The organism is Prevotella sp. khp7, from assembly GCF_900109055.1.
In the GTDB taxonomy this organism is placed as follows: domain Bacteria; phylum Bacteroidota; class Bacteroidia; order Bacteroidales; family Bacteroidaceae; genus Prevotella.
The window spans coordinates 425,759-446,859 of the sequence record NZ_FOIV01000001.1; the positions used below are offsets into that span (position 1 = coordinate 425,759).

A 21,101-nucleotide genomic window follows, 5' to 3' on the forward strand; every position below is an offset into this window, starting at 1 on the left:
TTTAAAGCCCGCTGACGCGTTTTTAACTGTGCAAAAGTACTCATTTTTTTCCAACCTGCCAAACCTTTTAAGCTATTTTAGCTGAATATTTTTTTGATTAAATGGCACGGTTTTTGCTTTTTCTTTGTATATTTGCAATGTGAAATAAAAGAATAGTTTGAATATGACGAGTCAATTTTCGCCAAAAGTATCAGAAATATTGGCTTTCTCGCGTGAGGAAGCTGCACGACTGGCCAGCCGGAGTGTTGGACCGGAACATCTGCTATTGGGTATGCTCAGAAGCAAGGACGGACCGGTGATAGACCTCTTCAACAGGCTGAACCTAAACATGCAAAACGTGAAGACTGAACTGGAACAGCGCGTAAGAGAGGACGAGATAGATAGCCCAATACATACAACCGATCTTGTGCTGAACGAGAAAGCAAGTAACATTCTGAAACTCGCCGTACTGGAGGCGCGTATCCAGAGAGCCAACAGAGTAGACGAACAGCACCTGTTGTTAGCAATACTGCATGATGCAGTGAGCAATGGGGCAAAACAAGTATTGGAGTTGAACAATTTAAACTACGAAGATGCGATGGCGATGCTTTTCGCTCCGCAGAATAAAGGAATAACCAATGGTATCGGACTTCCCGACGAAGACGAGGAGGAATTCGAGGATACCGATGCTTCGAGCAAGTCGGGATTGACAGGTAAATCGACCACTACCGCTCAAAAGAAAGAGAACTCGAAGACACCTGTACTCGACACCTTCGGCACTGATTTAACACAGGGTGCCATCGACGGCAAACTAGATCCGTGTGTAGGTCGAGAGAAAGAGATACAGCGTATCATAGAGATTCTGGGACGAAGAAAGAAGAACAATCCGATACTGATTGGTGAGCCTGGCGTAGGTAAAAGTGCCATCGTAGAAGGATTGGCACAGCTGATAGCCAACCACCATACGAGTCCGATGCTTTTCGGTAAACGTATCTATACACTTGACATGACGGGCGTTGTGGCTGGCACAAAGTATCGCGGACAATTCGAGGAGCGCCTGAAAGCCCTGATGAAGGAGTTGGAGGCTAATCCCGACATCATTGTGTTTATCGACGAGATCCACACCATCATCGGTGCAGGCTCAACACCGGGATCAATGGATGCAGCTAACATCATGAAACCCGCTTTGGCCCGAGGCACCATCCAGTGCATCGGCGCCACGACACTCGATGAGTATCGCAACTCGATAGAAAAAGACGGTGCGCTTGAACGCCGTTTCCAGAAAGTACAGGTAGAACCAACCACTAACGAGGAGACGCTACAGATTTTGCATAACATCAAAGACCGTTACGAGCAGCATCACCACGTGATATATACCGACGAGGCCTTGATGGCATGTGTCAAATTGTCAGACCGTTATGTGACAGACCGTTTCATGCCCGACAAAGCTATCGACGCACTTGACGAGACAGGATCGCGTGTACATCTGAGTAATACACAGATTCCCCCAGAAATAGCTGAGATAGAAAAAGAGATTACTCACGTGAAAGAGAAAAAGCAACAGGCTGTAAAGAATCAGAATTTTGAACTGGCAGCTGGTTACCGCGATCGTCAGACACAACTAGAGACCAATCTGAAGGAGCTGAACGAGCGTTGGAGTAAAGGCGAAAACGAGGAACGTCAGGTAGTCGACGCCGACCAAGTAGCAGAAGTCATCTCTATGATGACGGGCGTACCTGCCCAGCGTATGGCAGAACAGGAAGGTATCCGTCTGAAAGGTATGGCACAGGAGCTGAAGGGGGCTGTGATTGCGCAGGATGCTGCTATCGACAAGATGGTGAAAGCAATTCAACGCAATCGTGTGGGATTGAAAGATCCAAACCACCCTATTGGAGTCTTCATGTTCTTAGGTCCTACAGGTGTCGGTAAGACATATCTGGCCAAGAAATTGGCAGAATTTATGTTTGGAAGCCCCGACGCATTAATCCGTATTGACATGAGCGAATATACTGAGAGTTTCAATTCCTCACGATTGATTGGAGCCCCTCCAGGCTATGTGGGCTACGAGGAGGGCGGACAGCTGACAGAACGTGTACGCCGTCACCCCTACTCTATTGTGTTGCTCGACGAGATCGAAAAGGCTCATGGCAACGTGTTCAACCTGCTACTGCAAGTACTTGACGAAGGTCGAATGACCGATGGTAATGGCCGGTTCATTGATTTCCGCAATACTGTAATCATCATGACCTCGAACGCCGGTACACGGCAGTTGAAGGATTTCGGTCGTGGTGTTGGCTTCAGTGCTTCGACAAATACAGGACTAGCCCTGGACGAGAAGGACAAGGCCAATGCACGTAATATCGTTCAGAAAGCACTTTCGAAACAGTTCTCGCCAGAATTCCTTAACCGCTTGGACGAGATTATAACTTTCGACCAACTGGATCTTGAGGCTATCAAAAAGATTATCGACATTGAACTGAAGAACCTCTACAAGCGCGTTGAGCAGATAGGTTACCACATTGACCTGGCCGACGATGCCAAGGAGTTTGTAGCCACCAAGGGATATGACGTGCAGTTTGGCGCCCGCCCATTGAAGCGAGCCATCCAGAACTACATTGAGGACGGCATCAGTGACCTGATAGTGAATGGCGACCTAAAACCGGGAGCTACAATACATATCACACTCAATGAAAACAAAAATGAGTTAGCATTCAGCTAACTCATTTTTGTTATTATAACTCTTCACATTCTTTCATCCAAAGGGAACTCGAGGCATCGCTTGGCATACGCCAATCGCCACGGGGCGACAGACTCACGCTACCAACCTTAGGACCATCAGGCAGACAAGAACGTTTGAACTGCTGGTTGAAAAAGCGGCGACAGAATGTCGTAAGCCACTTTTTGATAGTTTCTTCGTCGTAAATGTCGGCAAATGCTCGCTGAGCCAAAAGGAAAATCTTCTTTGGACTAAAGCCGTAGCGCAGGAAATAATAGATAAAGAAGTCGTGAAGTTCGTAAGGTCCTACAAGGTCTTCGGTCTTCTGTTTGATATTCCCCTGTTCATCTGCTGGAATCAGCTCAGGCGAGATCGGTGTGTCAATAATATCGAGCAACGTCTCGGTAGCCATCTCACCAGCGACATAACTAACAAGGAAACGAATGAGCGTCTTGGGAATACCCGCATTGACACCGTACATCGACATATGGTCGCCATTATAGGTGGCCCAGCCAAGAGCGAGTTCTGAGAGATCGCCCGTACCAACGACAATCGCATTTTCCTTATTGGCTACGTCCATCAATATCTGCGTACGTTCACGGGCCTGAGAATTCTCATAAGTCACATCGTGAACCTTAGCACTCTGACCGATATCCTCAAAATGTTGGGTAACAGCTTTGGCTATATTAATCTCACGGATAGTGACTCCCAGAGTCTCCATCAACTTCATCGCATTGTTATGAGTACGGTCGGTAGTACCAAACCCCGGCATCGTGATACCGATAATTCCCCGACGGTCGAGAGCTAACTTATCGAAAGCCTTAACAGTAACCAGAAGAGCCAGAGTGGAGTCAAGACCGCCACTGATGCCAATAACAGCCTTAGTACCATTAATATGATAAAGGCGTTTGGCAAGACCTGCCACCTGGATATTCAATATTTCCTCGCAAGAACTCTGCATATCCTCTTCTTTGGGAATAAATGGATGTGAATCTATCTGACGCAGCAATTCAAAGTCGCGAGGTGTGATGAGGCGGCACTGGATCTCACGCGCCACTGCACCACGCTGGGCATTGATGAAGGTTGTGTTCTGACGACGCTCAACACGCAGTTTCTCTATATCAATCTGACACATCTGTATCTGGGGCTGAATAGAGAAACGACTACCCTCTACGAGTAATTTACCATTCTCATATATCAAGGCATTGCCACCATATACCACATCCTGAGTAGATTCTCCAAAGCCACAGCTGGCATAGACATAACCGCTAACGGTGCGAGCACTCTGCTGAGCCAGAAGCGACTTAAGATAAGCATGCTTTCCAATAAGTTCATCACTAGCAGAAAGGTTGAAAATGATATCGGCACCAGCTAAGGCAAGATTGTTACTTGGCGGAATTGGAGCCCACACATCCTCACATATCTCAACACCGAACTTCATGCCGTCGCTGGTCACAAACACCTGAGGTTCGACACTCACACGAACAGAGTTTCCCGCAAAATACAGATCGATTGGGTTAAGATCTTGCGCCGAAGCAAACCAACGCTTCTCGTAAAACTCAGCATAATTGGGCAGATAAGTTTTGGGCACAATTCCCAAAATATTACCACCTTGAATGACAACAGCACAATTATAAAGCAGACCATTAATAACCACAGGTGCACCAACAATAGATATCACATCGAGCTTACGAGTAAAGTCGAGTAACATAATAATACCTTGCTCTGCACGGTCGAGTAAAAGCTGCTCTTTGAAGAGATCCTGACACGTGTAGCCTGTGATACAGAGTTCAGGAAACACGATAACCTCAATTCCCCGGCCCTCAGCCTGGGCAATCAGGCTCTCCACCTGCTGTACGTTGTAATCAACGTCGGCCACCTTAACCGTGGGAACGGCAGCAGCCACATTCACAAATCCGTATTTCATAACTTCACTTTTTGAACGTCATTCTCGATGATTGTATAAATAAGCGCAGGCTGTTCGAAGAACATGTTTTCACGAAAGGCATGGAGCTTATAGAACTTAACGGTATCAATACGTACCTGAGCATTGACCGTCGGCTTGAGTAAGAAGTGCTTGTCGCGCTTGTAAGCTATAAGCTGAATACAGCAATGTTCTAGGGTATTCAGGTCTTCTCGTCCGAACTCTTCGATATACTCTTTGGTATTGGGTTCTATCTCACCCTCGGCTCTAACCGACCATGCTGCACCCTCAGCAATCAGGTAGACATAACGCAGGTAGTAGTTGGAATCGTTGATGAGATAACTTTCAAAACGAGTTTGTGACAACTCCTTCATATCCATAGGAACAAAAGCGAGGTAGGCACTGAGCTTATCGCCTCCAGCCCTCTCTTCTGGCTTGGCTTTGAACGTTATTGGTTTGTCGGCAGGTTCGTTTTCCAACTCTTCTTCATCAGAACCTTTCATTGCAGCCTTTGCCGACTGTGCCTTGGCTTCTACAACATGTTTTGTATCATAATCTTCTTCACCAACAACCACGACCTCTGTCTTCAGCATTGGCATCTGGAAGCCGTCTTCGTCTTCCACAAGTACAATATTCTTCCCCTGAAATCCTGCCACACGTCCGCCGCCGATTTCACTAAGGAATCTTACCTGATCTCCTATTTTCATCGCATTTATTCTCTTTTTGGGGACAAAGGTACAAATAAGCAAGTGAAAAACCAAATTAATTTGTATTTTTCCGAGCATGAATATCTTCGGGCAGAGCCTTAAAGTAAGTCCAAAAGACAAAAGTCACACACTTTTTACACCCGAGTTGGAACTATTCAGGTGTAAGAAGTGTGTGAAGTGAGGGATAACTTAGTTATTGACAGAACCACCAACAATATCGAGCAACTCATTGGTGATGGCCTGCTGACGACTCTTGTTGTATTGCAGGTTAAGCTGACGCAACAATTCGTCGGCATTATCCGTGGCAGTCTGCATGGCAACCATACGGGCGGCATGCTCTGAGGCGTTACTATCAAGCAATGCGGTATAGAGCATCAGGTGAGCCAGTTTGGGAATGAGAAGCGAGAGCACACAATCCATATCGGGCTCTACGATAAAGTTATCGTTGAGCGGTTTCACCTGCTCCCTCTTCTGTTCCTGTTGACGCTCACCACGCTTCTTCAGATAATCCTGCGACTCCTTCGTAGCGATGACACTCGTCAAATCGCGCTCATGATCGGCCTGCAACTCTGACTCAATATCGATAGGCAGGAAAGTCTTACGAGTAAGCACCTGTGAGCCTGCGCTCTTGAAGTGGTGATAGATGAGTTCCACCTTGTCTATTTCACCATCAGCGAACTTCTTGCCTAACTCCATTGCAATCTCAATACACTGCTGCACGTTGGGTTTGTCGGCCAATGCAGAATATTCACCCTGCACATTTAGTCCCATCTTCTGAGCCTTCTCATAGACTTTGCGACCAATGGGATAAATCTCCACATTCTCACGACCGATGGTATCGGCATACTCTTCAACGGCATGGGTCATCAGTTTGATGATGTTGCCGTTGAATCCGCCACAAAGCGAAGAGTTCGACGAGAACACTACAAGAGCAGCACGCTTTACAGGACGCTCCTGGTCATAGATGGTCTGCGACTCAGCCTCGGCTGCAAGAAACGACTTGAGAATATGCTCCAGCATCTCCTCATAAGGCAGCATGTTCTGTATCGCCACCTGTGCATGATGGAGTTTACTGGAGGCCACCATCTTCATAGCCGACGTAATCTTTCGCGTAGAGTTGACTGAGGCTATGCGGCCTTTTATTTCTTTCAGGCTGGGCATAGGCTATCAGGCTTTATAGGTTCCTGCGATGTCGGCCATCACTGACTCGATTTTCTGGGTAGTCTCGTCGTCGATCTTACCGCTTGCCAGCGTTTCAATCACCTCGGGATGAGCCGAACGCAACTTATCGAGGAAAGAGGTCTGGCACTCGCGTACCTTGTCGATAGGCACCTCACGCATCAGTCCGTGTACACCGCAATAGAGGATGGCAATCTGCTCGCCAACAGGCATTGGGCTGTATTGAGGCTGAATCAACAACTGATTATTCTTACGACCACGGTCAAGTGTCATAGCCGTCACAGCATCCATATCGCTCGAGAACTTAGAGAAGGCCTCGAGCTCACGATACTGAGCCTGGTCGATCTTCAAGGTACCAGCCACCTTCTTCATACTCTTGATCTGAGCCGAACCACCCACACGAGATACCGAGATACCTACGTTGATGGCAGGACGGAAGCCTTGGTTAAAGAGGTCGCTCTCAAGGAATATCTGACCGTCTGTAATCGAAATTACGTTAGTTGGAATGTAAGCCGATACGTCGCCAGCCTGAGTCTCGATGATAGGCAGAGCGGTGAGCGAACCACCACCCTTTACGTGCCCCTTCATGCACTCTGGCAGATCGTTCATCTGCTCGGCCACCTCCTGCTGCTCGTTCATCTTGGCTGCACGCTCAAGCAGACGAGAGTGGAGATAGAACACATCACCAGGATAAGCCTCACGACCTGAAGGACGACGCAGAATCAATGATACCTCACGATAGGCCACAGCCTGCTTCGACAGGTCATCGTAGACTACGAGTGCGGGCAGACCGCGATCGCGGAAGTACTCACCGATAGCAGCTCCGGCAAATGGAGCATAGTACTGCATAGCAGCTGGATCGGCAGCGGTAGCGGCTACCACGATGGTGTAAGGCATAGCACCGTGCTCCTTCAGTGTAGAAACAAGGGCTGCGACGGTAGAAGCCTTCTGACCAATGGCGACATAGATACAATAGACAGGTTTGCCTGCCTCATAGAAACTCTTCTGATTGATAATGGTATCAACGGCGATGGCGGTCTTACCCGTCTGACGGTCGCCGATGATAAGCTCACGCTGACCACGACCGATAGGAATCATCGAGTCAATGGCCTTCAAGCCTGTCTGCAGCGGCTCCTTCACGGGCTGACGGTAAATCACACCAGGAGCCTTGCGGTCGAGAGGCATCTCGAAAGCCTCGCTCAGGTCGATATCACCCTTACCGTCGATTGCTTGTCCCAGCGGATTAATGACTCGACCTAACATATTGTCATTGACACGGATAGAGGCGATACGCTTGGTGCGCTTCACCACCATGCCCTCTTTAATGCCCGAGGTAGTACCCAGAAGCACACAACCTACGTTGTCTTCCTCAAGGTTCATCACGATAGCCATCGTGCCATTCTCGAACTCCAAAAGTTCATTGGCCTCAGCATTACGCAATCCATAGATGCGAGCCACACCATCGCTGACGGTCAGCACGGTACCTACTTCGTCGAACTGTTCAGCATTCTGAATGCCTCTCAGTTGGTCGAGCAGCACCTGACTGACTTCGCTTGGTTTAATTTTATCTGACATTGTTTTACCTTTTTCATTTAGTCGCTGCGCTTCGTAAAAGCGCTAAAGCGTGTTCTTTTTTACCTTTTTACTTTTTCAAGGTGTTGAGAATACTGTTGAGTTTTGACCTGACACTCGCATCCATGCGATAGGTGTCATATTCGAGGATAAAACCACCGATGATATCGGGATTCACCTCTGTCTCAAACTCTACAGTACCTTGAGTCTGGCTTTCTACCATCTGTCGCATCTTCTGCTCAGTATCGGCAGAAACGCAAGCAGCGGTAGTCAGCTTGCCCCGGATGATGTTCTTCTGCTTACGGTAAAGCGTGACGTACGAGTTGGCCATAAACTGAACCACACTCTCACGATCCTCCTTCAGCACCAATGCGATAAACGACTTGGTGAGCTGACAGGGATTCTCGCCCGAGGCAGTCTCAAGCAGGGTCTGCTTCTTGTCCTTGGGGAGCATGGGGTTGTCGATGGTATGACGCAACTGAGGCACCTCAATGAAGTTCTTGGCCAATACCAGCATCTCATGATACACCTGGCCGTCTAACTTCGCTTCAATGGCACTCTTAAGCAGCGCTCTCGCATATCGGGTTGAAATGACTCCAATATCCATACGCGTAAACCTTATTTAGCAGAAATATCATCCAGCATACGGTCGATCAAATCCATCTGCGACTTATCGTCACGGAGGTTCTGACGAAGCACCTTCTCGGCAATCTCGACACTAAGGGCTGCAACCTGCTGACGAATGTCGGCAATGGCGGCTTTCTTCTCCTGCTCGATGGCTGTCTTAGCCTCCTCAAGCAAACGGACGCCTTCTGTGCGGGCCTTTTGCTGAGCCTGCTCAATGATAGCGTCGCGCGACTCGGCGGCTTCCTTCAGTATCTGAGTCTGACGGTCACGTGCTTCCTGGAGAATTGCCTCGCCTTCCTGCTTGATATTCTCAAGTCGTTCAGAAGCCTCATGAGCTTTCTGCAGGCTCTCGTCAATGTACTTTTTCCGCTCCTCTACCATATTGGTAATAGCAGGGAAACCGAACTTCGCAAGTACAAAGAAGACAACGGCAAACGCCAGAAGCATCCAGAACAGAAGTCCCAGATCAGGAGTGAGGATTGCTGGCAGTTTACTGAAATCCATTCGCTGTAATTTTTAGTCTTACTTAATGTGAATGAATCGTTACTTATTAGATCAGGAATGCGCAAGCTGCAATAGCAAAGAGAGCACAACCCTCAACGAAAGCAGATGTCAGAATCATGTTCGTCTGAATCTTACCAGTAGCCTCGGGCTGACGAGCAATAGCGTCCATAGCGCTACCACCGATCTTACCAATACCCAAACCTGCACCAATTGTTGCAATACCTGCACCGATACCGCAGCCCAGCTGAGCCAGACCTTCTGCGGCCAATAATAAAGCTGAAATCATATTTTTTAATTTTAAGTTATTAAATTAATTATTTATTCTTTTTGAACAATTACTCAGCATGATGTTCCTTATGAGCAAGCCCTATAAACACCGCGCTCAGCATCGTGAAAACATATGCCTGAACAAAAGCAACCAGCAACTCCAACAAGTTCATGAAAAGAAGCATCAGGATACTGAAAGCATTCAGACCAAGACCAAATCCAACACCCATAGACCAACCGAGGAATATCACACACGTGAAGCTAAGCATCACGGCATGGCCTGCCATCATGTTGGCAAAGAGACGGATCATCAGAGCGAAAGGCTTCGTAAATACACCGAAGAGCTCAATAAGCGGCATCACCGGCGCAGGATAAGCCTTCAGGAACAATGGCACCTCAGGCCAGAAGATTTCCTTCCAGTACTCCTTGTTGGCAAAGATGTTGATGGCAAGCATCGTACATAATGCCAGGAAGAAGGTGATATTAATATTTCCTGTAACGTTAGCGCCACCAGGGAATACAGGTATCAAGCCTATGAGGTTACACGTCAGAATAAAGAAGAACACCGTGAGCAGATAAGGTGCGTAGGGTTTGTAATGTTTTTCACCTATCGACGATTTTATCAGATCGTCGTGGATCATCATTACAATCATCTCCATGGCTCCGACGAAACCTCCGGGTGCGGCTTCCTTCGCATCGTGTTTCTTATACCAGCGAGCACAACTGAGGAAGACGATGATGAGTACAGCCACCACAATCCAAATCTGCATTACGCTTTTAGTAATACTCAGATCTATAGGACGTACTTCTTCGTCACCAACCTTTTCATAAATCTTCCCATGATGCTCCTCGCTGAAAAAGAAGCCATCAGGCAGACTATGAGCCGTACAGAAGTGCCACTCTCCGGTATTCTCACTACGGATGATGATAGGCAATGAAATGCTCAGATGCTTACCTTGGTATGTAGCAATGTGCCACTCATAAGAGTCAGCCAGATGTTCAAGAACGATCTCTGGGATATTGATCTTCTCGCCATCACCACCTTCTTCTGCCAAAGCGGACATCGGCAGCAAAGCTACCATCATCAGGAGGATTATCGTTTTAAAATGTTTCATTTATTGTATTAGTAAACTATTACGTTCTTATTAAGAGCGGTTCGACACTCTGGCGAAGAAGATGGAATGGTGTATGAGCGAAGCAAAATAAAACGCCATAAACACCAAGAAGAAACGAAGCATAGAATTCTGGCTATCAACCAGATAATAGACAAACATGACAGCTAATGCCAGCAATAGGCGGAAACCAGAAACTGCCGTAAAAAAAGTAGGCAAACTATCTGGTGAATGCTTAGCCACACGACGCCATATCAGGCCTATGGCCCAACATACAACGAGAGTAAAAGCGGCACTGACTATAACTGCAGCTAACAAGTCAAGAAACCACACACGCATCACCAAAAGAGTCAGCAAAGCCAGAGCAACAGTCAGACATAGTCCCTGCTTCATGTAGTTTTTACTCAACTTATCAATATTATCTATCATATTTATTAAACTTCATTTCCATTTATGTGAATAAGCCTAAGCCATTTCAACACAAATACTTACCACATTCTTCTGTACCTCAACGAAACCTCCTTGTATCTCCAACTGAACTCTTCCGTCCGCAACGGTATATTCCACCGTTCCTTTCTGAAGCGTAGAAATAATTGGAGCATGATCATTGAGAATCTCGAATTGTCCCATTGTGCCAGGCACGAAAACGCTCTCAACAGCGCCATCGAACTCAATCTTTTCAGGAGATACTATCTTAAGTTGCAACATAAGCCTTATCCTTTAGCTGCTTCCAGAAGTTTCTTAGCTTTCTCCTTAGCATCTTCGATGGTACCCACATTGAGGAACGCCTGCTCAGGCAGGTCGTCGACTTCACCATCCAGAATAGCATTGAATCCCTTGATAGTTTCTTCGATGGGAACCATTACGCCAGGCAGACCAGTAAACTGAGAAGCCACAGCAAACGGCTGAGAGAGGAAACGCTGCACACGACGTGCACGGTTCACTGTCAGTTTGTCCTCATCTGAAAGTTCATCCATACCCAAAATAGCAATGATATCCTGAAGTTCCTTATAGCGCTGCAGAATCTCTTTCACCCTTTGAGCACAATCGTAGTGAGCCTTACCCACGATAAGCGGATCGAGAATACGTGAAGTAGAGCCTAACGGGTCTACAGCAGGATAGATACCTAACTCTGCAATCTTACGATCAAGCACTGTTGTAGCATCAAGGTGTGTGAACGTCGTGGCAGGAGCAGGGTCGGTCAAGTCGTCGGCAGGCACATATACAGCCTGTACAGAAGTGATAGAACCAGTTTTTGTAGAAGTAATACGCTCCTGCATCGATCCCATCTCCGATGCCAGTGTGGGCTGATAACCTACGGCTGACGGCATACGACCCAATAGAGCCGACACCTCTGATCCAGCCTGAGTGAAACGGAAGATATTGTCGATAAAGAACAGAATATCGGCTGCACCGCCGTCTTTACCGCCACCATCGCGGAATCCCTCGGCTACAGTCAGACCTGACAAGGCCACTGAGGCACGTGCCCCAGGAGGCTCATTCATCTGGCCATACACCAATGTGGCTTGACTCTTCTTCAGTTCTTCTGGATCAACGAGACTCAAATCCCACTTTCCCTGATCCATTGCCTCACGGAATTTCTCACCATAACGGATAACACCAGACTCGATCATTTCGCGAATCAAATCATTACCTTCACGAGTACGCTCACCAACACCGGCAAATACAGAGAATCCATTATGTCCCTTGGCGATGTTGTTGATTAACTCCATAATAAGCACCGTTTTACCTACACCAGCGCCACCGAAGAGTCCGATCTTACCACCCTTCATGTAAGGTTCCAGTAGGTCGATTACCTTGATACCCGTTGCCAGAATTTCCTTCTTTGTTGAAAGTTCTTCAAACGAAGGAGCCTCGCGATGGATAGGGTAAGCCCCCTCCATGTCGAGTTGTTTCATACCGTCGATTGGCTGTCCGATAACGTTCAGCATTCGACCCTTAATCTGATCTCCGGCAGGCATCACGATAGGTGATCCCAACGGAATTGCCTCCAATCCACGATGCAGTCCGTCGGTATTGTCCATAGCCACACAGCGTACCGTATCTTCGCCGATATGCTGCTGCACCTCGACAATCAGGTCACGCCCGTCACCACGGTCAATCTTCAGGGCATCATAAATCTTAGGCAACACTTTCTCTGCATCTTGTCCTTCGGTATCGAAATAGACATCGATAACAGGACCGATGATCTGAGAAATGTGTCCAACAATTTGTGACATAAGCTGTGAATATTTAAGTTATTTTTCTTGTTATTGTTCAACTTAATTAGAGCCGATTGCAAAAATACTCATTTTCTTGTGAATGAAAGAAGAAATTTAGATTTATTATACAAAAAAGCCCCTATTATTTCCGTAACGCAATATTATAGTTAAGATATTGACTATTGCCTGTTACATCTTCCAAAACCTTGATGAATGGCGGGAAATTCACTTCCTCTTGTTCGCTCAGACCTTTCATCTCCATCATGATAAGGTTATCAACAGGCGATTGAAAAGAATCTATCTCAAAGAACTGACCTTTCCATATAAAACTCTGACGTTTTTTTTTGATGGTCGCACGATAAGGGTCGGCCTGTTGGAGCATCTGCTCATACAGGTTATTATCCACCTGACGCTCTGTCTCGATAATCTCCTTATCAGAAATACGCTTCTTAGACCGATGCACATTCACGACCTTACCCCCACTCCATTCTCTACGACGAAGTCTTATCTCACAACCAGGCTCAGCCACAAGATAAGTCTGAGTAATCTCACTCACCGAGCACTCTGGAATTTCACCAATTACCTCTACACGGAAGATGCGTTCATCGTGTACAGGCTGAGGCAGTCCTACGACAGTAGAGATCTCCTTCAGTACCCGATTCAACTTGGTATCAAAATCGTCATGATTATTTATCACACGCAGATGAGGATGTCCCGTCCAAGCCCTAATCACTTTCTTATCAAGTTCGCGAGCTATGCGCAATCCCTCTTCATTGGCCTGTTCGTATCGAGTAGCATTGGTTGCAGTGGTATAATACTGTTCAGCACCATCAGCAGCCGACACCAGATGGAGCACAGCATCATAACGTTCCCGGAGCTCACTGGGACTAGTCCCGGCCATACCAGTTATAGTATCCCATTCTTCAGGCTTCATATAGGCAGAAATGTCCATCGTACCACGATCGCAGACGATAAGGACAGGTTTCGTACAGACCTCGGCCAATTTGGCAAACTGATCCTCGAGAGCAAGCTGGGTAGTAAGAATAGCACGCTCTCCTTCGAAATACAGATTACGGTTAGGCGTTAGATAGTTCCAGCCTGCAGTACTATAGATCGTTGGGACCTCGGGGACATTAAAGACCTTATAACCAAACCCTGAGAAGTACTCTGTAATCTTCACCAACGCCGTCGTCTTACCAGCACAAGGACCACCAGTTAAGACGATCTTCTTTATCTCTGCCATCTATCCTTAAATACTTAACTCGTCAAGCACCTTAATCAGTCGTTTATCAAAGCGCTTATCCGTACGGATACATTCACTGAAGGGAACATATACCACCTCGTTATTACGAATACCTACCATCACATTACGCTGTCCCTGCTTGATTGCCTCGATAGCGCCGACACCTGTTGTAGCCGCAAGAATACGATCACGGGCAGAAGGCGTTCCACCACGCTGCAAATGGCCAAGAATCGATACACGTACATCGAATTCGGGGAATTCTTTCTTCACGCGATCGGCATAAAACAGCGCACCACACTTCGGACTCTCCGACACAATCACAATACACGATTTCTTAGACTTACGGATACCACGCCCCATGAACTGGGCCAACTGGTCTACATCAGTAGCCTCCTCAGGAACAATAGCGGCTTCTGCACCACAAGCGATAGCAGAGTTCTGAGCCAGGAAGCCCGCGTCACGTCCCATTACCTCAACAAAGAAAATGCGTTCATGAGAGTTTGCCGTATCACGGATACGATCCACACACTCCATGATAGTGTTCATTGTTGTGTCATATCCAATTGTGGAGTCAGTACCGTAAAGGTCGTTGTCGATTGTTCCAGGCAGACCAATCACAGGGAAGTCGAACTCCATACCAAAGTCGCGTGCTCCTGTAAGAGAGCCATTACCGCCAATAACGACCAATGCGTCAATCTTTTCCTTTATACAAGTCTCGTAAGCTTTCTGCTTGCCTTCAGGGGTCATGAATTCCTTCGAACGTGCAGTTTTCAGAATTGTACCACCTCTGGTAACGATACCGGATACATTCTCTGTTGTAAACGTCTTAACCTCATCATGTATCAGTCCGTCATAGCCGCGATAGATTCCTTTGATGTTGAATCCGTTATAAATGCCTGCACGCGTCACAGCTCTGATAGCAGCATTCATGCCGGGAGCATCGCCTCCTGAGGTCAAAATACCAATAGTCCTAATCTTAGTCATATTACCCTTATATTAATAGTTTACATAAAATTCAACTCCATCCAAAGCACCAATAGTCCTATCAGTCCGCCTGCCAAGACCTTCGGCGTCAGATTCTTCAGATACCAGCCAAGTCTAATATGTTCCATCTTCATCAATGCCAATCCGCTTACAGAACCGACACTCAACATACAACCGCCAATCGTCGTTGTATATGCAATAATCTTCCAATAATCTCCATTAGTAACAAATTGAGCAATATACTCACTCTCTGCGCCACTTTCCGCCACAGGATAGAGAGAAAGATTACTGATTGCTATTGTAAACGTATCCACCAGTCCGCTGAGCAGACCTGACACGATACCCAATATCCATACACTGTGGATATTCTCATCTATCCAGACTGCCACGTCGGCAAACACGCCCGTTTCCGTTACAACCCCCATACCAAGCATGATACCCATCACAAAGAGTATCTGCTGAATATATCCATACTGCAATGCACGAGGGAAGAAACGATGTTCAGACATCTGATCTGCAGACATCAGTTTTCTGTTAAACAATTCATTAACAACCCACAGAATACTTAGCACACACAGTGCACCAAGAAAAGGCGACAGTTTTGTAATAATATGGAAAGTCGGGATAAACCACAACCCACCGAGACCTACGATGAACATCACAAAACGCTGCCAGTAGTTCAAGTTGGTATCATCGCCACGATATGGCATAGGCGACCATTGTGTGTCAAGTCTTTCCGGCAGTTCTCTATTAATCAATATCGTAGGTATAACCCAAGCCAGCAGAGCGGGTAATGCCATGTATGATGTGAAATTTGTAGCCGTTACAGCCCCATCGCCCCACATGATGAGACCTATAGGGTCACCTATCACAGTAAAACAGCCCCCACAGTTAGCAGCCAAGACGATAGCAGAACCTATTAACATACGCTGACGGCGATTCTGCACGATGGAATGCATAATCACCAGCATCATAGTTGCTGTAGTCAGGTTGTCAAGATTGGCAGACAGGATAAATGTAGCAATGGTGATAGTCCAAAGCAGTCGCTTCGAGTTACGGGTACGAATCCACTTCGTTATAAAGTCAAAACATCCATTGTTATTCAGTATCTCCACGATGCCCATTGTGGCCAAGAGAAACATCACGATACTTGCGGCTCTACCAACCCAATATAAGAACACATTATTATATATGTAATATTTCACCGCTTCACTTGAATGATTACCATCTCCAAGATAGCTCAGGTAATCTTCTGCGTGACGCGCCATGACGAAGTCTGTTCCATAGCAGACATATACCACCCAACCGACTGTTCCGATGAAGATAGCGATAGCTGCCTTGTTTACACCAGTCATGTGCCCTGTGGCGATAACCACATAGCCCAACAGCAACAATATTACAATAATCAGTGTCATTTCAACCCGTTTTTCTTAAATGATTTGAGTTGGAGCCCAATACTGCAGTAACGCAATATAGAGTAATCTCGCTCACATTTAGTTTGACGCCTATTTGGCCACAAAGATAAGAATTATTCCCGAACTACGCAAACTTTTTACCAAAAATAACAATACAAGAAGTTCAGTTATTGTGTTTATGAAAAATCCCTGCTCTTAAAGGAGAAAGAGCAGGGACCTGATTTATCTTTACAGAGTATATTATCCTCCGAAGTTATCATACATGATAGATTCCGGATCAACGCCAAGCGAGTCGAGCATCGATACGACTGCTGCCGACATCGGACCAGGACCACACATGTAGTATTCCACATCCTCTGGGGCTTCGTGATCCTTCAGGTATGTGTTGAGCATCACCTGATGAACGAAACCTGGAGTATATTTCACGCCAGCTGCGTCTGCTGCCGGGTCTGGACGGTCAAGTGCCAGATGGAAGTGGAAGTTAGGATACTCCTTCTCCAGACCGAGGAAATCCTCGAGATAGAATACCTCGTTCAAGGCACGCGCACCATAGAAGTAGTGCATCTCGCGATCGGTAGTATGCAGTGTCTTCGTCATGTGCATAATCTGTGCACGCAGAGGAGCCATACCAGCACCACCGCCAACCCAGATCATTTCCTTCTTTGAGTCGAAGTGGGGATGGAAATCACCGAACGGACCACTCATAATCACCTTGTCGCCTGGTTTCAGCGAGAAGATGTATGACGAAGCGATACCAGGATTTACATCCATGAAGCCGCTACGATCAGGTTTGAACGGAGGCGTTGCAATACGGACTGTAAGCATGAACACATCACCCTCGGCAGGATAGTTGGCCATAGAGTAAGCACGGATTGTCGGCTCTGGGTTCTTACACTTCAGCGGGAAGAGTCCGAACTTCTCCCATGCGGACAGATACTCGTCACCAATCAAACTCTTATCGAAGTCCTTGTCGTAATCGATGCAGTCGAAAGCAGGAATCTTAATCTGTGCATACGATCCAGGCAGGAAGTCCATGTGAGCGCCAGCAGGCAGCTGTACCTTAAACTCCTTGATGAACGTAGCAACATTCTTATTTGAGATAACGGTACACTCATATTCCTTTACACCAAGGATACTTTCATCTACATGAATCTTCAGATCACCTTTCACCTTACACTGACAGCCCAGACGCCAACCAGCCTTGATTTCCTTACGGCTGAAGTGAGGCTTCTCAGAGTCGAGAATCTCTCCACCGCCTTCGAGCACTTGAACTTTACACTGTCCGCACGAAGCCTTTCCACCGCATGCGCTAGGCAGGAATACGCCATTCTCATTCAATGTAGCCATCAGCGAGTTACCCTGAGCCACAGAAATGGTACGATCACCGTTAATTTCAATATTCACGTTTCCTGAAGGCGAAAGATACTTCTTAGCAACCAACAGGATAATCACGAGCAAGAGTATTACGATGAGGAATACCCCGATACTATATGCTATAAACTGTGCCATACCAAATTAAATATTTAAGCCAGAGAAACACATCATCGCCATAGCCATGAGGCCTACGGTGATAAACACTATGCCAAGACCCTGCAAGGGCTTGGGTACATCTGAATACTGCATCTTTTCACGGATGGCACCCATAGCCACAATAGCGAGCGTCCAACCGAGACCAGAACCGAAGCCATAGACCACCGCATCCCATACTGAGGTGATAGCCTGAGAGTTGCTTGGGTCGAGCAGGATACGCTGCTGCATGAAGAGCGAAGCACCCATGATGGCGCAGTTTACAGCAATCAGCGGCAAGAAGATACCCAGCGCAGCATAGAGCGAGGGGCTATATTTCTCTACCGTCATCTCAACCAACTGCACCATACCTGCAATCACAGCGATGAACAGAATAAACGAGAGGTAACTCAGGTCTACTCCCTCAACGAGGCAGTCGGGGCCCAGCACCTTGGTCTGCAACAGATAGTTCACAGGAACAGTCACGGTGAGCACAAAGGTCACAGCGAGTCCCAGACCCATTGACGTCTTCACAGTCTTCGATACGGCAAGGTAGGAACACATGCCGAGGAAGAAGGCAAAGATCATATTGTCGACAAAAATCGATCTAAATAGTAATGATATTGCGTGTTCCATATCTTATTTCTCCTTATAAAAGTAAGCACGATGAACCCAAATCACGCAACCCACGAGGATCAGCGCCATAGCGGGCATCGTCATCATACCGTTGTTAACGTAACCGAAGTCGTAGCAGGCATCAGGGATGAGCTGGAAGCCGAGCAGCGAACCGCGTCCCAGCAACTCACGAACGGCACCAACGATGACCAGAATCATAGCGTAGCCCAGACCGTTACCTACACCATCGAGGAAAGAGGGCCAAGGTTTGTTCTGCATGGCGAACGCCTCGAGGCGACCCATCAGGATACAGTTTGTGATAATCAGACCTACATACACACTCAGCTGAACGCTCACATCATAGGCGAAAGCCTTCAGAATCTGCGACACGATGGTTACGAGCGCAGCCACAACCACCAGCTGGACCACAATACGGATACGGTTAGGAATCGTGTTGCGGATGATTGAGATGATAACGTTTGAGAATGCGGTAATCACAGTAACGGCGAGTCCCATCACGATGGCAGGCTTGAGCTGTGAAGTTACAGCCAGCGCCGAGCAAATACCCAGCACCTGACCAAGAATAGGATGGTCAACGTTCAACGGGTTTGTAAAAACCTCCTTATTTTGTTTACTGAATAATGCCATAGTTTACTCCTCCTCTGCTTTAGGTTCAACGGCTGTAGAATCAGCAGGAGCGGTGCACATCATCTTAAAGAAGAGCTCAACGGCATTCTTACCTGCGTCCTTCAGACCAGCCTTAATCATATCGTTCACGCCATTAGAGGTCAGCGTGGCACCCGTCACACAGTCTACCTGCGTTGTGGGATCTTCCACCTTCTTGACAACAGAGAGTGCCACATCATGGGTATCAGAGCCGTCAACAAACACTTTCTTGCCAATGAACTTCTCCTGCCAGGCCTGAGAGTCCTTAATCTCTGCACCCAGACCTGCGGTCTCACTCTCATGATTGAAGTAAGCACCATAGACGGTAGGCGTCTCATCACCATGGATAGAGATATAACCGCTGATGCCGCCCCAGAGACCCATACCCTTCAGGGCAACCACGATGATATCCTCACCGTCGATCTCACACATATAATACTTCTGACCGTCCTTCTCAGCTTCTTCCTTCACCACCTCGGCATACTTGGCTTCCGCTTCAGCGCCGTCGAGGTCGCGGATGTTGAGCGAGTAGAGAATCTGTTTCTTCACATCGAGTGCCACGTTAGCATCCTGCATAGGCTTCAGAGCCTGATAGACGAAAGCCAGCAGGAAGGCCACGATAACTACGAGAATCGCACTATATATAATAATGTACGAATTGCTATTAGTATTCAATTTCATTTGGTACCTCCTCTCTTTAAGCGTTTCGAGATATTGCGCTCCACGATGAAGTGGTCAATCGTAGGAGCAAACATATTACCAAAGAATATGGCGAGCATCATACCCTCGGGATAGCCGGCATTCAGCACACGGATGATGATGGCCATCGCACCGATCAGGAAGCCGTAGATATACTGTCCTGTAGTTGTACGACAAGAGGTGACGGGGTCGGTAGCCATAAACACAGCACCGAAAGCGAAACCACCCATCACGAAGTGATGCCACCAAGTCATGCCCTGACCAGTCTGCTCGAACAGTACAGCCAGCACGATACCGCCAACGAACACGCTGAGCATGGTACGCCAAGAGGCGATACCCGTCCACAGCAGGATAGCAGCACCGATGGCGATAGCTATCAGGCTGGTCTCACCGATAGAACCAGGGATGAATCCGAGGGCCATATCGAGGATCGACGAATCGGGAGTGATGTTCTGTGCCAGCTGACCGAGCGGTGTGGCAGCGGTGAATCCGTCGGGAAGGTCGTTACCCAGACCGAAGATAGAGTTCTGAGCCACCCAGACGGTATCGCCAGTCATCTTCGAAGGATAAGCGAAGAACAGGAACATACGTGCAGCCACAGCGGGGTTGAAGATGTTCATACCTGTACCACCGAAGATCTCCTTACAGAAGATTACCGAGAAGGCACAGGCCAGAGCCAGCATCCACAGCGGGCAGCCGATAGGAATGATCAGCGGGATGATGATACCCGAAACGAGGTAACCCTCCTGAATCTCCTCACCCTTCCATTGTGCCCAGGCAAACTCGATGCCCAGACCAACGATGTAGCTAACCAGGATCTTTGGCAGGACAGCCAGGAAGCCGTAGGCAAAGATCTCGCAGAACGAAGCGCTTGCGAGCGTACCGGCGGCAGCATAGTTCTGGTAGCCGATATTATACATACCAAACAGCATGGCGGGCATCAGGGCGATCACCACCATACTCATAATGCGCTTCGAGTCGATGGAATCGTGAATATTCACGCCACCAGCCTTCGCTGTGTCGTTAGGCACATAGAGGAAGGTCTCAAAGCCGTCGAACACCGAGCGGAAGGCATGAAGCTTGCCACCCTCCTCGAAATTCGGCTTGATCTTATTGAGATAATTTCTTAAAAAGCTCATATGTATTTGACTATTTGACTATTTC

General features: G+C 47.4%; 19 protein-coding genes and 1 pseudogene. 1 reads left to right on the plus strand and 19 read right to left on the minus strand.

Features of this window, described 5'->3' with window-relative positions; genetic code table 11:
* The first annotated feature begins 163 nt into the window (after positions 1 to 163).
* On the plus strand, positions 164 to 2,698 hold the full coding sequence (locus BMX82_RS01840) for an ATP-dependent Clp protease ATP-binding subunit (protein ID WP_091765549.1): 2,535 nt from the start codon (positions 164 to 166) through the stop codon (positions 2,696 to 2,698).
* A gap of 13 nt (positions 2,699 to 2,711) precedes the next feature.
* Here the strand turns inward: BMX82_RS01840 and BMX82_RS01845 are convergent, their stop codons facing one another.
* The 19 genes and pseudogenes from BMX82_RS01845 to BMX82_RS01935 form a co-directional block, all read right to left on the minus strand.
* Positions 2,712 to 4,622 (minus strand): NAD(+) synthase, encoded by a 1,911-nt coding sequence (locus BMX82_RS01845; RefSeq protein WP_091765552.1) that lies wholly within the window; start codon positions 4,620 to 4,622, stop codon positions 2,712 to 2,714.
* A 17-nt stretch (positions 4,623 to 4,639) separates the two neighbouring features.
* Positions 4,640 to 5,326 (minus strand): annotated as a pseudogene (locus BMX82_RS01850) (DUF2027 domain-containing protein); the annotation flags it as partial.
* Between the two features lie 189 nt (positions 5,327 to 5,515).
* Positions 5,516 to 6,487: a F0F1 ATP synthase subunit gamma gene (locus BMX82_RS01855; RefSeq protein WP_091765557.1), complete on the minus strand. Its 972-nt coding sequence runs from the start codon at positions 6,485 to 6,487 to the stop codon at positions 5,516 to 5,518.
* Between the two features lie 6 nt (positions 6,488 to 6,493).
* The gene (atpA, locus tag BMX82_RS01860; protein WP_091765560.1) at positions 6,494 to 8,080 is read right to left on the minus strand and encodes a F0F1 ATP synthase subunit alpha; all 1,587 of its coding nucleotides are present in this window, start codon (positions 8,078 to 8,080) and stop codon (positions 6,494 to 6,496) included.
* A 67-nt stretch (positions 8,081 to 8,147) separates the two neighbouring features.
* Positions 8,148 to 8,684 (minus strand): F0F1 ATP synthase subunit delta, encoded by a 537-nt coding sequence (locus BMX82_RS01865; protein WP_036912574.1) that lies wholly within the window; start codon positions 8,682 to 8,684, stop codon positions 8,148 to 8,150.
* 11 nt (positions 8,685 to 8,695) lie between these two features.
* Positions 8,696 to 9,208, minus strand: coding sequence for a F0F1 ATP synthase subunit B (gene atpF / locus BMX82_RS01870; protein WP_036912577.1), 513 nt, complete (start codon positions 9,206 to 9,208; stop codon positions 8,696 to 8,698).
* Between the two features lie 46 nt (positions 9,209 to 9,254).
* Positions 9,255 to 9,494: an ATP synthase F0 subunit C gene (gene atpE, locus BMX82_RS01875; RefSeq protein ID WP_036912580.1), complete on the minus strand. Its 240-nt coding sequence runs from the start codon at positions 9,492 to 9,494 to the stop codon at positions 9,255 to 9,257.
* Positions 9,495 to 9,543: 49 nt separating this feature from the next.
* Positions 9,544 to 10,590, minus strand: coding sequence for a F0F1 ATP synthase subunit A (atpB, locus tag BMX82_RS01880; RefSeq protein WP_091765563.1), 1,047 nt, complete (start codon positions 10,588 to 10,590; stop codon positions 9,544 to 9,546).
* A gap of 30 nt (positions 10,591 to 10,620) precedes the next feature.
* Positions 10,621 to 11,016, minus strand: coding sequence for a hypothetical protein (locus tag BMX82_RS01885; RefSeq protein WP_036912586.1), 396 nt, complete (start codon positions 11,014 to 11,016; stop codon positions 10,621 to 10,623).
* 36 nt (positions 11,017 to 11,052) lie between these two features.
* Positions 11,053 to 11,295, minus strand: coding sequence for an ATP synthase F1 subunit epsilon (gene atpC, locus BMX82_RS01890; RefSeq protein ID WP_036912589.1), 243 nt, complete (start codon positions 11,293 to 11,295; stop codon positions 11,053 to 11,055).
* 5 nt (positions 11,296 to 11,300) lie between these two features.
* Positions 11,301 to 12,827, minus strand: coding sequence for a F0F1 ATP synthase subunit beta (atpD, locus tag BMX82_RS01895; protein WP_036912593.1), 1,527 nt, complete (start codon positions 12,825 to 12,827; stop codon positions 11,301 to 11,303).
* A gap of 124 nt (positions 12,828 to 12,951) precedes the next feature.
* Entirely contained in the window at positions 12,952 to 14,052 is a 1,101-nt protein-coding gene (locus BMX82_RS01900; RefSeq protein WP_091765565.1) for an AAA family ATPase, read from the minus strand.
* Positions 14,053 to 14,058: 6 nt separating this feature from the next.
* A complete protein-coding gene (gene pfkA / locus BMX82_RS01905; RefSeq protein ID WP_091765569.1) occupies positions 14,059 to 15,036 on the minus strand; it encodes a 6-phosphofructokinase in 978 nt (325 codons plus the stop codon).
* A 20-nt stretch (positions 15,037 to 15,056) separates the two neighbouring features.
* Entirely contained in the window at positions 15,057 to 16,451 is a 1,395-nt protein-coding gene (locus BMX82_RS01910; protein WP_036912601.1) for an SLC13 family permease, read from the minus strand.
* 240 nt (positions 16,452 to 16,691) lie between these two features.
* Positions 16,692 to 17,960 carry an NADH:ubiquinone reductase (Na(+)-transporting) subunit F gene (gene nqrF / locus BMX82_RS01915; protein ID WP_091765572.1) on the minus strand — a complete coding sequence of 423 codons (1,269 nt, stop codon included), beginning with the start codon at positions 17,958 to 17,960 and terminating at the stop codon, positions 16,692 to 16,694.
* Positions 17,961 to 17,966: 6 nt separating this feature from the next.
* Positions 17,967 to 18,593: an NADH:ubiquinone reductase (Na(+)-transporting) subunit E gene (gene nqrE / locus BMX82_RS01920; RefSeq protein WP_036912607.1), complete on the minus strand. Its 627-nt coding sequence runs from the start codon at positions 18,591 to 18,593 to the stop codon at positions 17,967 to 17,969.
* Positions 18,594 to 18,596: 3 nt separating this feature from the next.
* Entirely contained in the window at positions 18,597 to 19,220 is a 624-nt protein-coding gene (locus tag BMX82_RS01925; RefSeq protein WP_036912608.1) for an NADH:ubiquinone reductase (Na(+)-transporting) subunit D, read from the minus strand.
* Between the two features lie 3 nt (positions 19,221 to 19,223).
* Positions 19,224 to 19,913: an FMN-binding protein gene (locus BMX82_RS01930; RefSeq protein WP_091766228.1), complete on the minus strand. Its 690-nt coding sequence runs from the start codon at positions 19,911 to 19,913 to the stop codon at positions 19,224 to 19,226.
* Between the two features lie 2 nt (positions 19,914 to 19,915).
* Complete coding sequence (locus BMX82_RS01935) at positions 19,916 to 21,076, minus strand: NADH:ubiquinone reductase (Na(+)-transporting) subunit B (protein WP_036912611.1); 1,161 nt, start codon at positions 21,074 to 21,076, stop codon at positions 19,916 to 19,918.
* Positions 21,077 to 21,101: the final 25 nt, after the last annotated feature.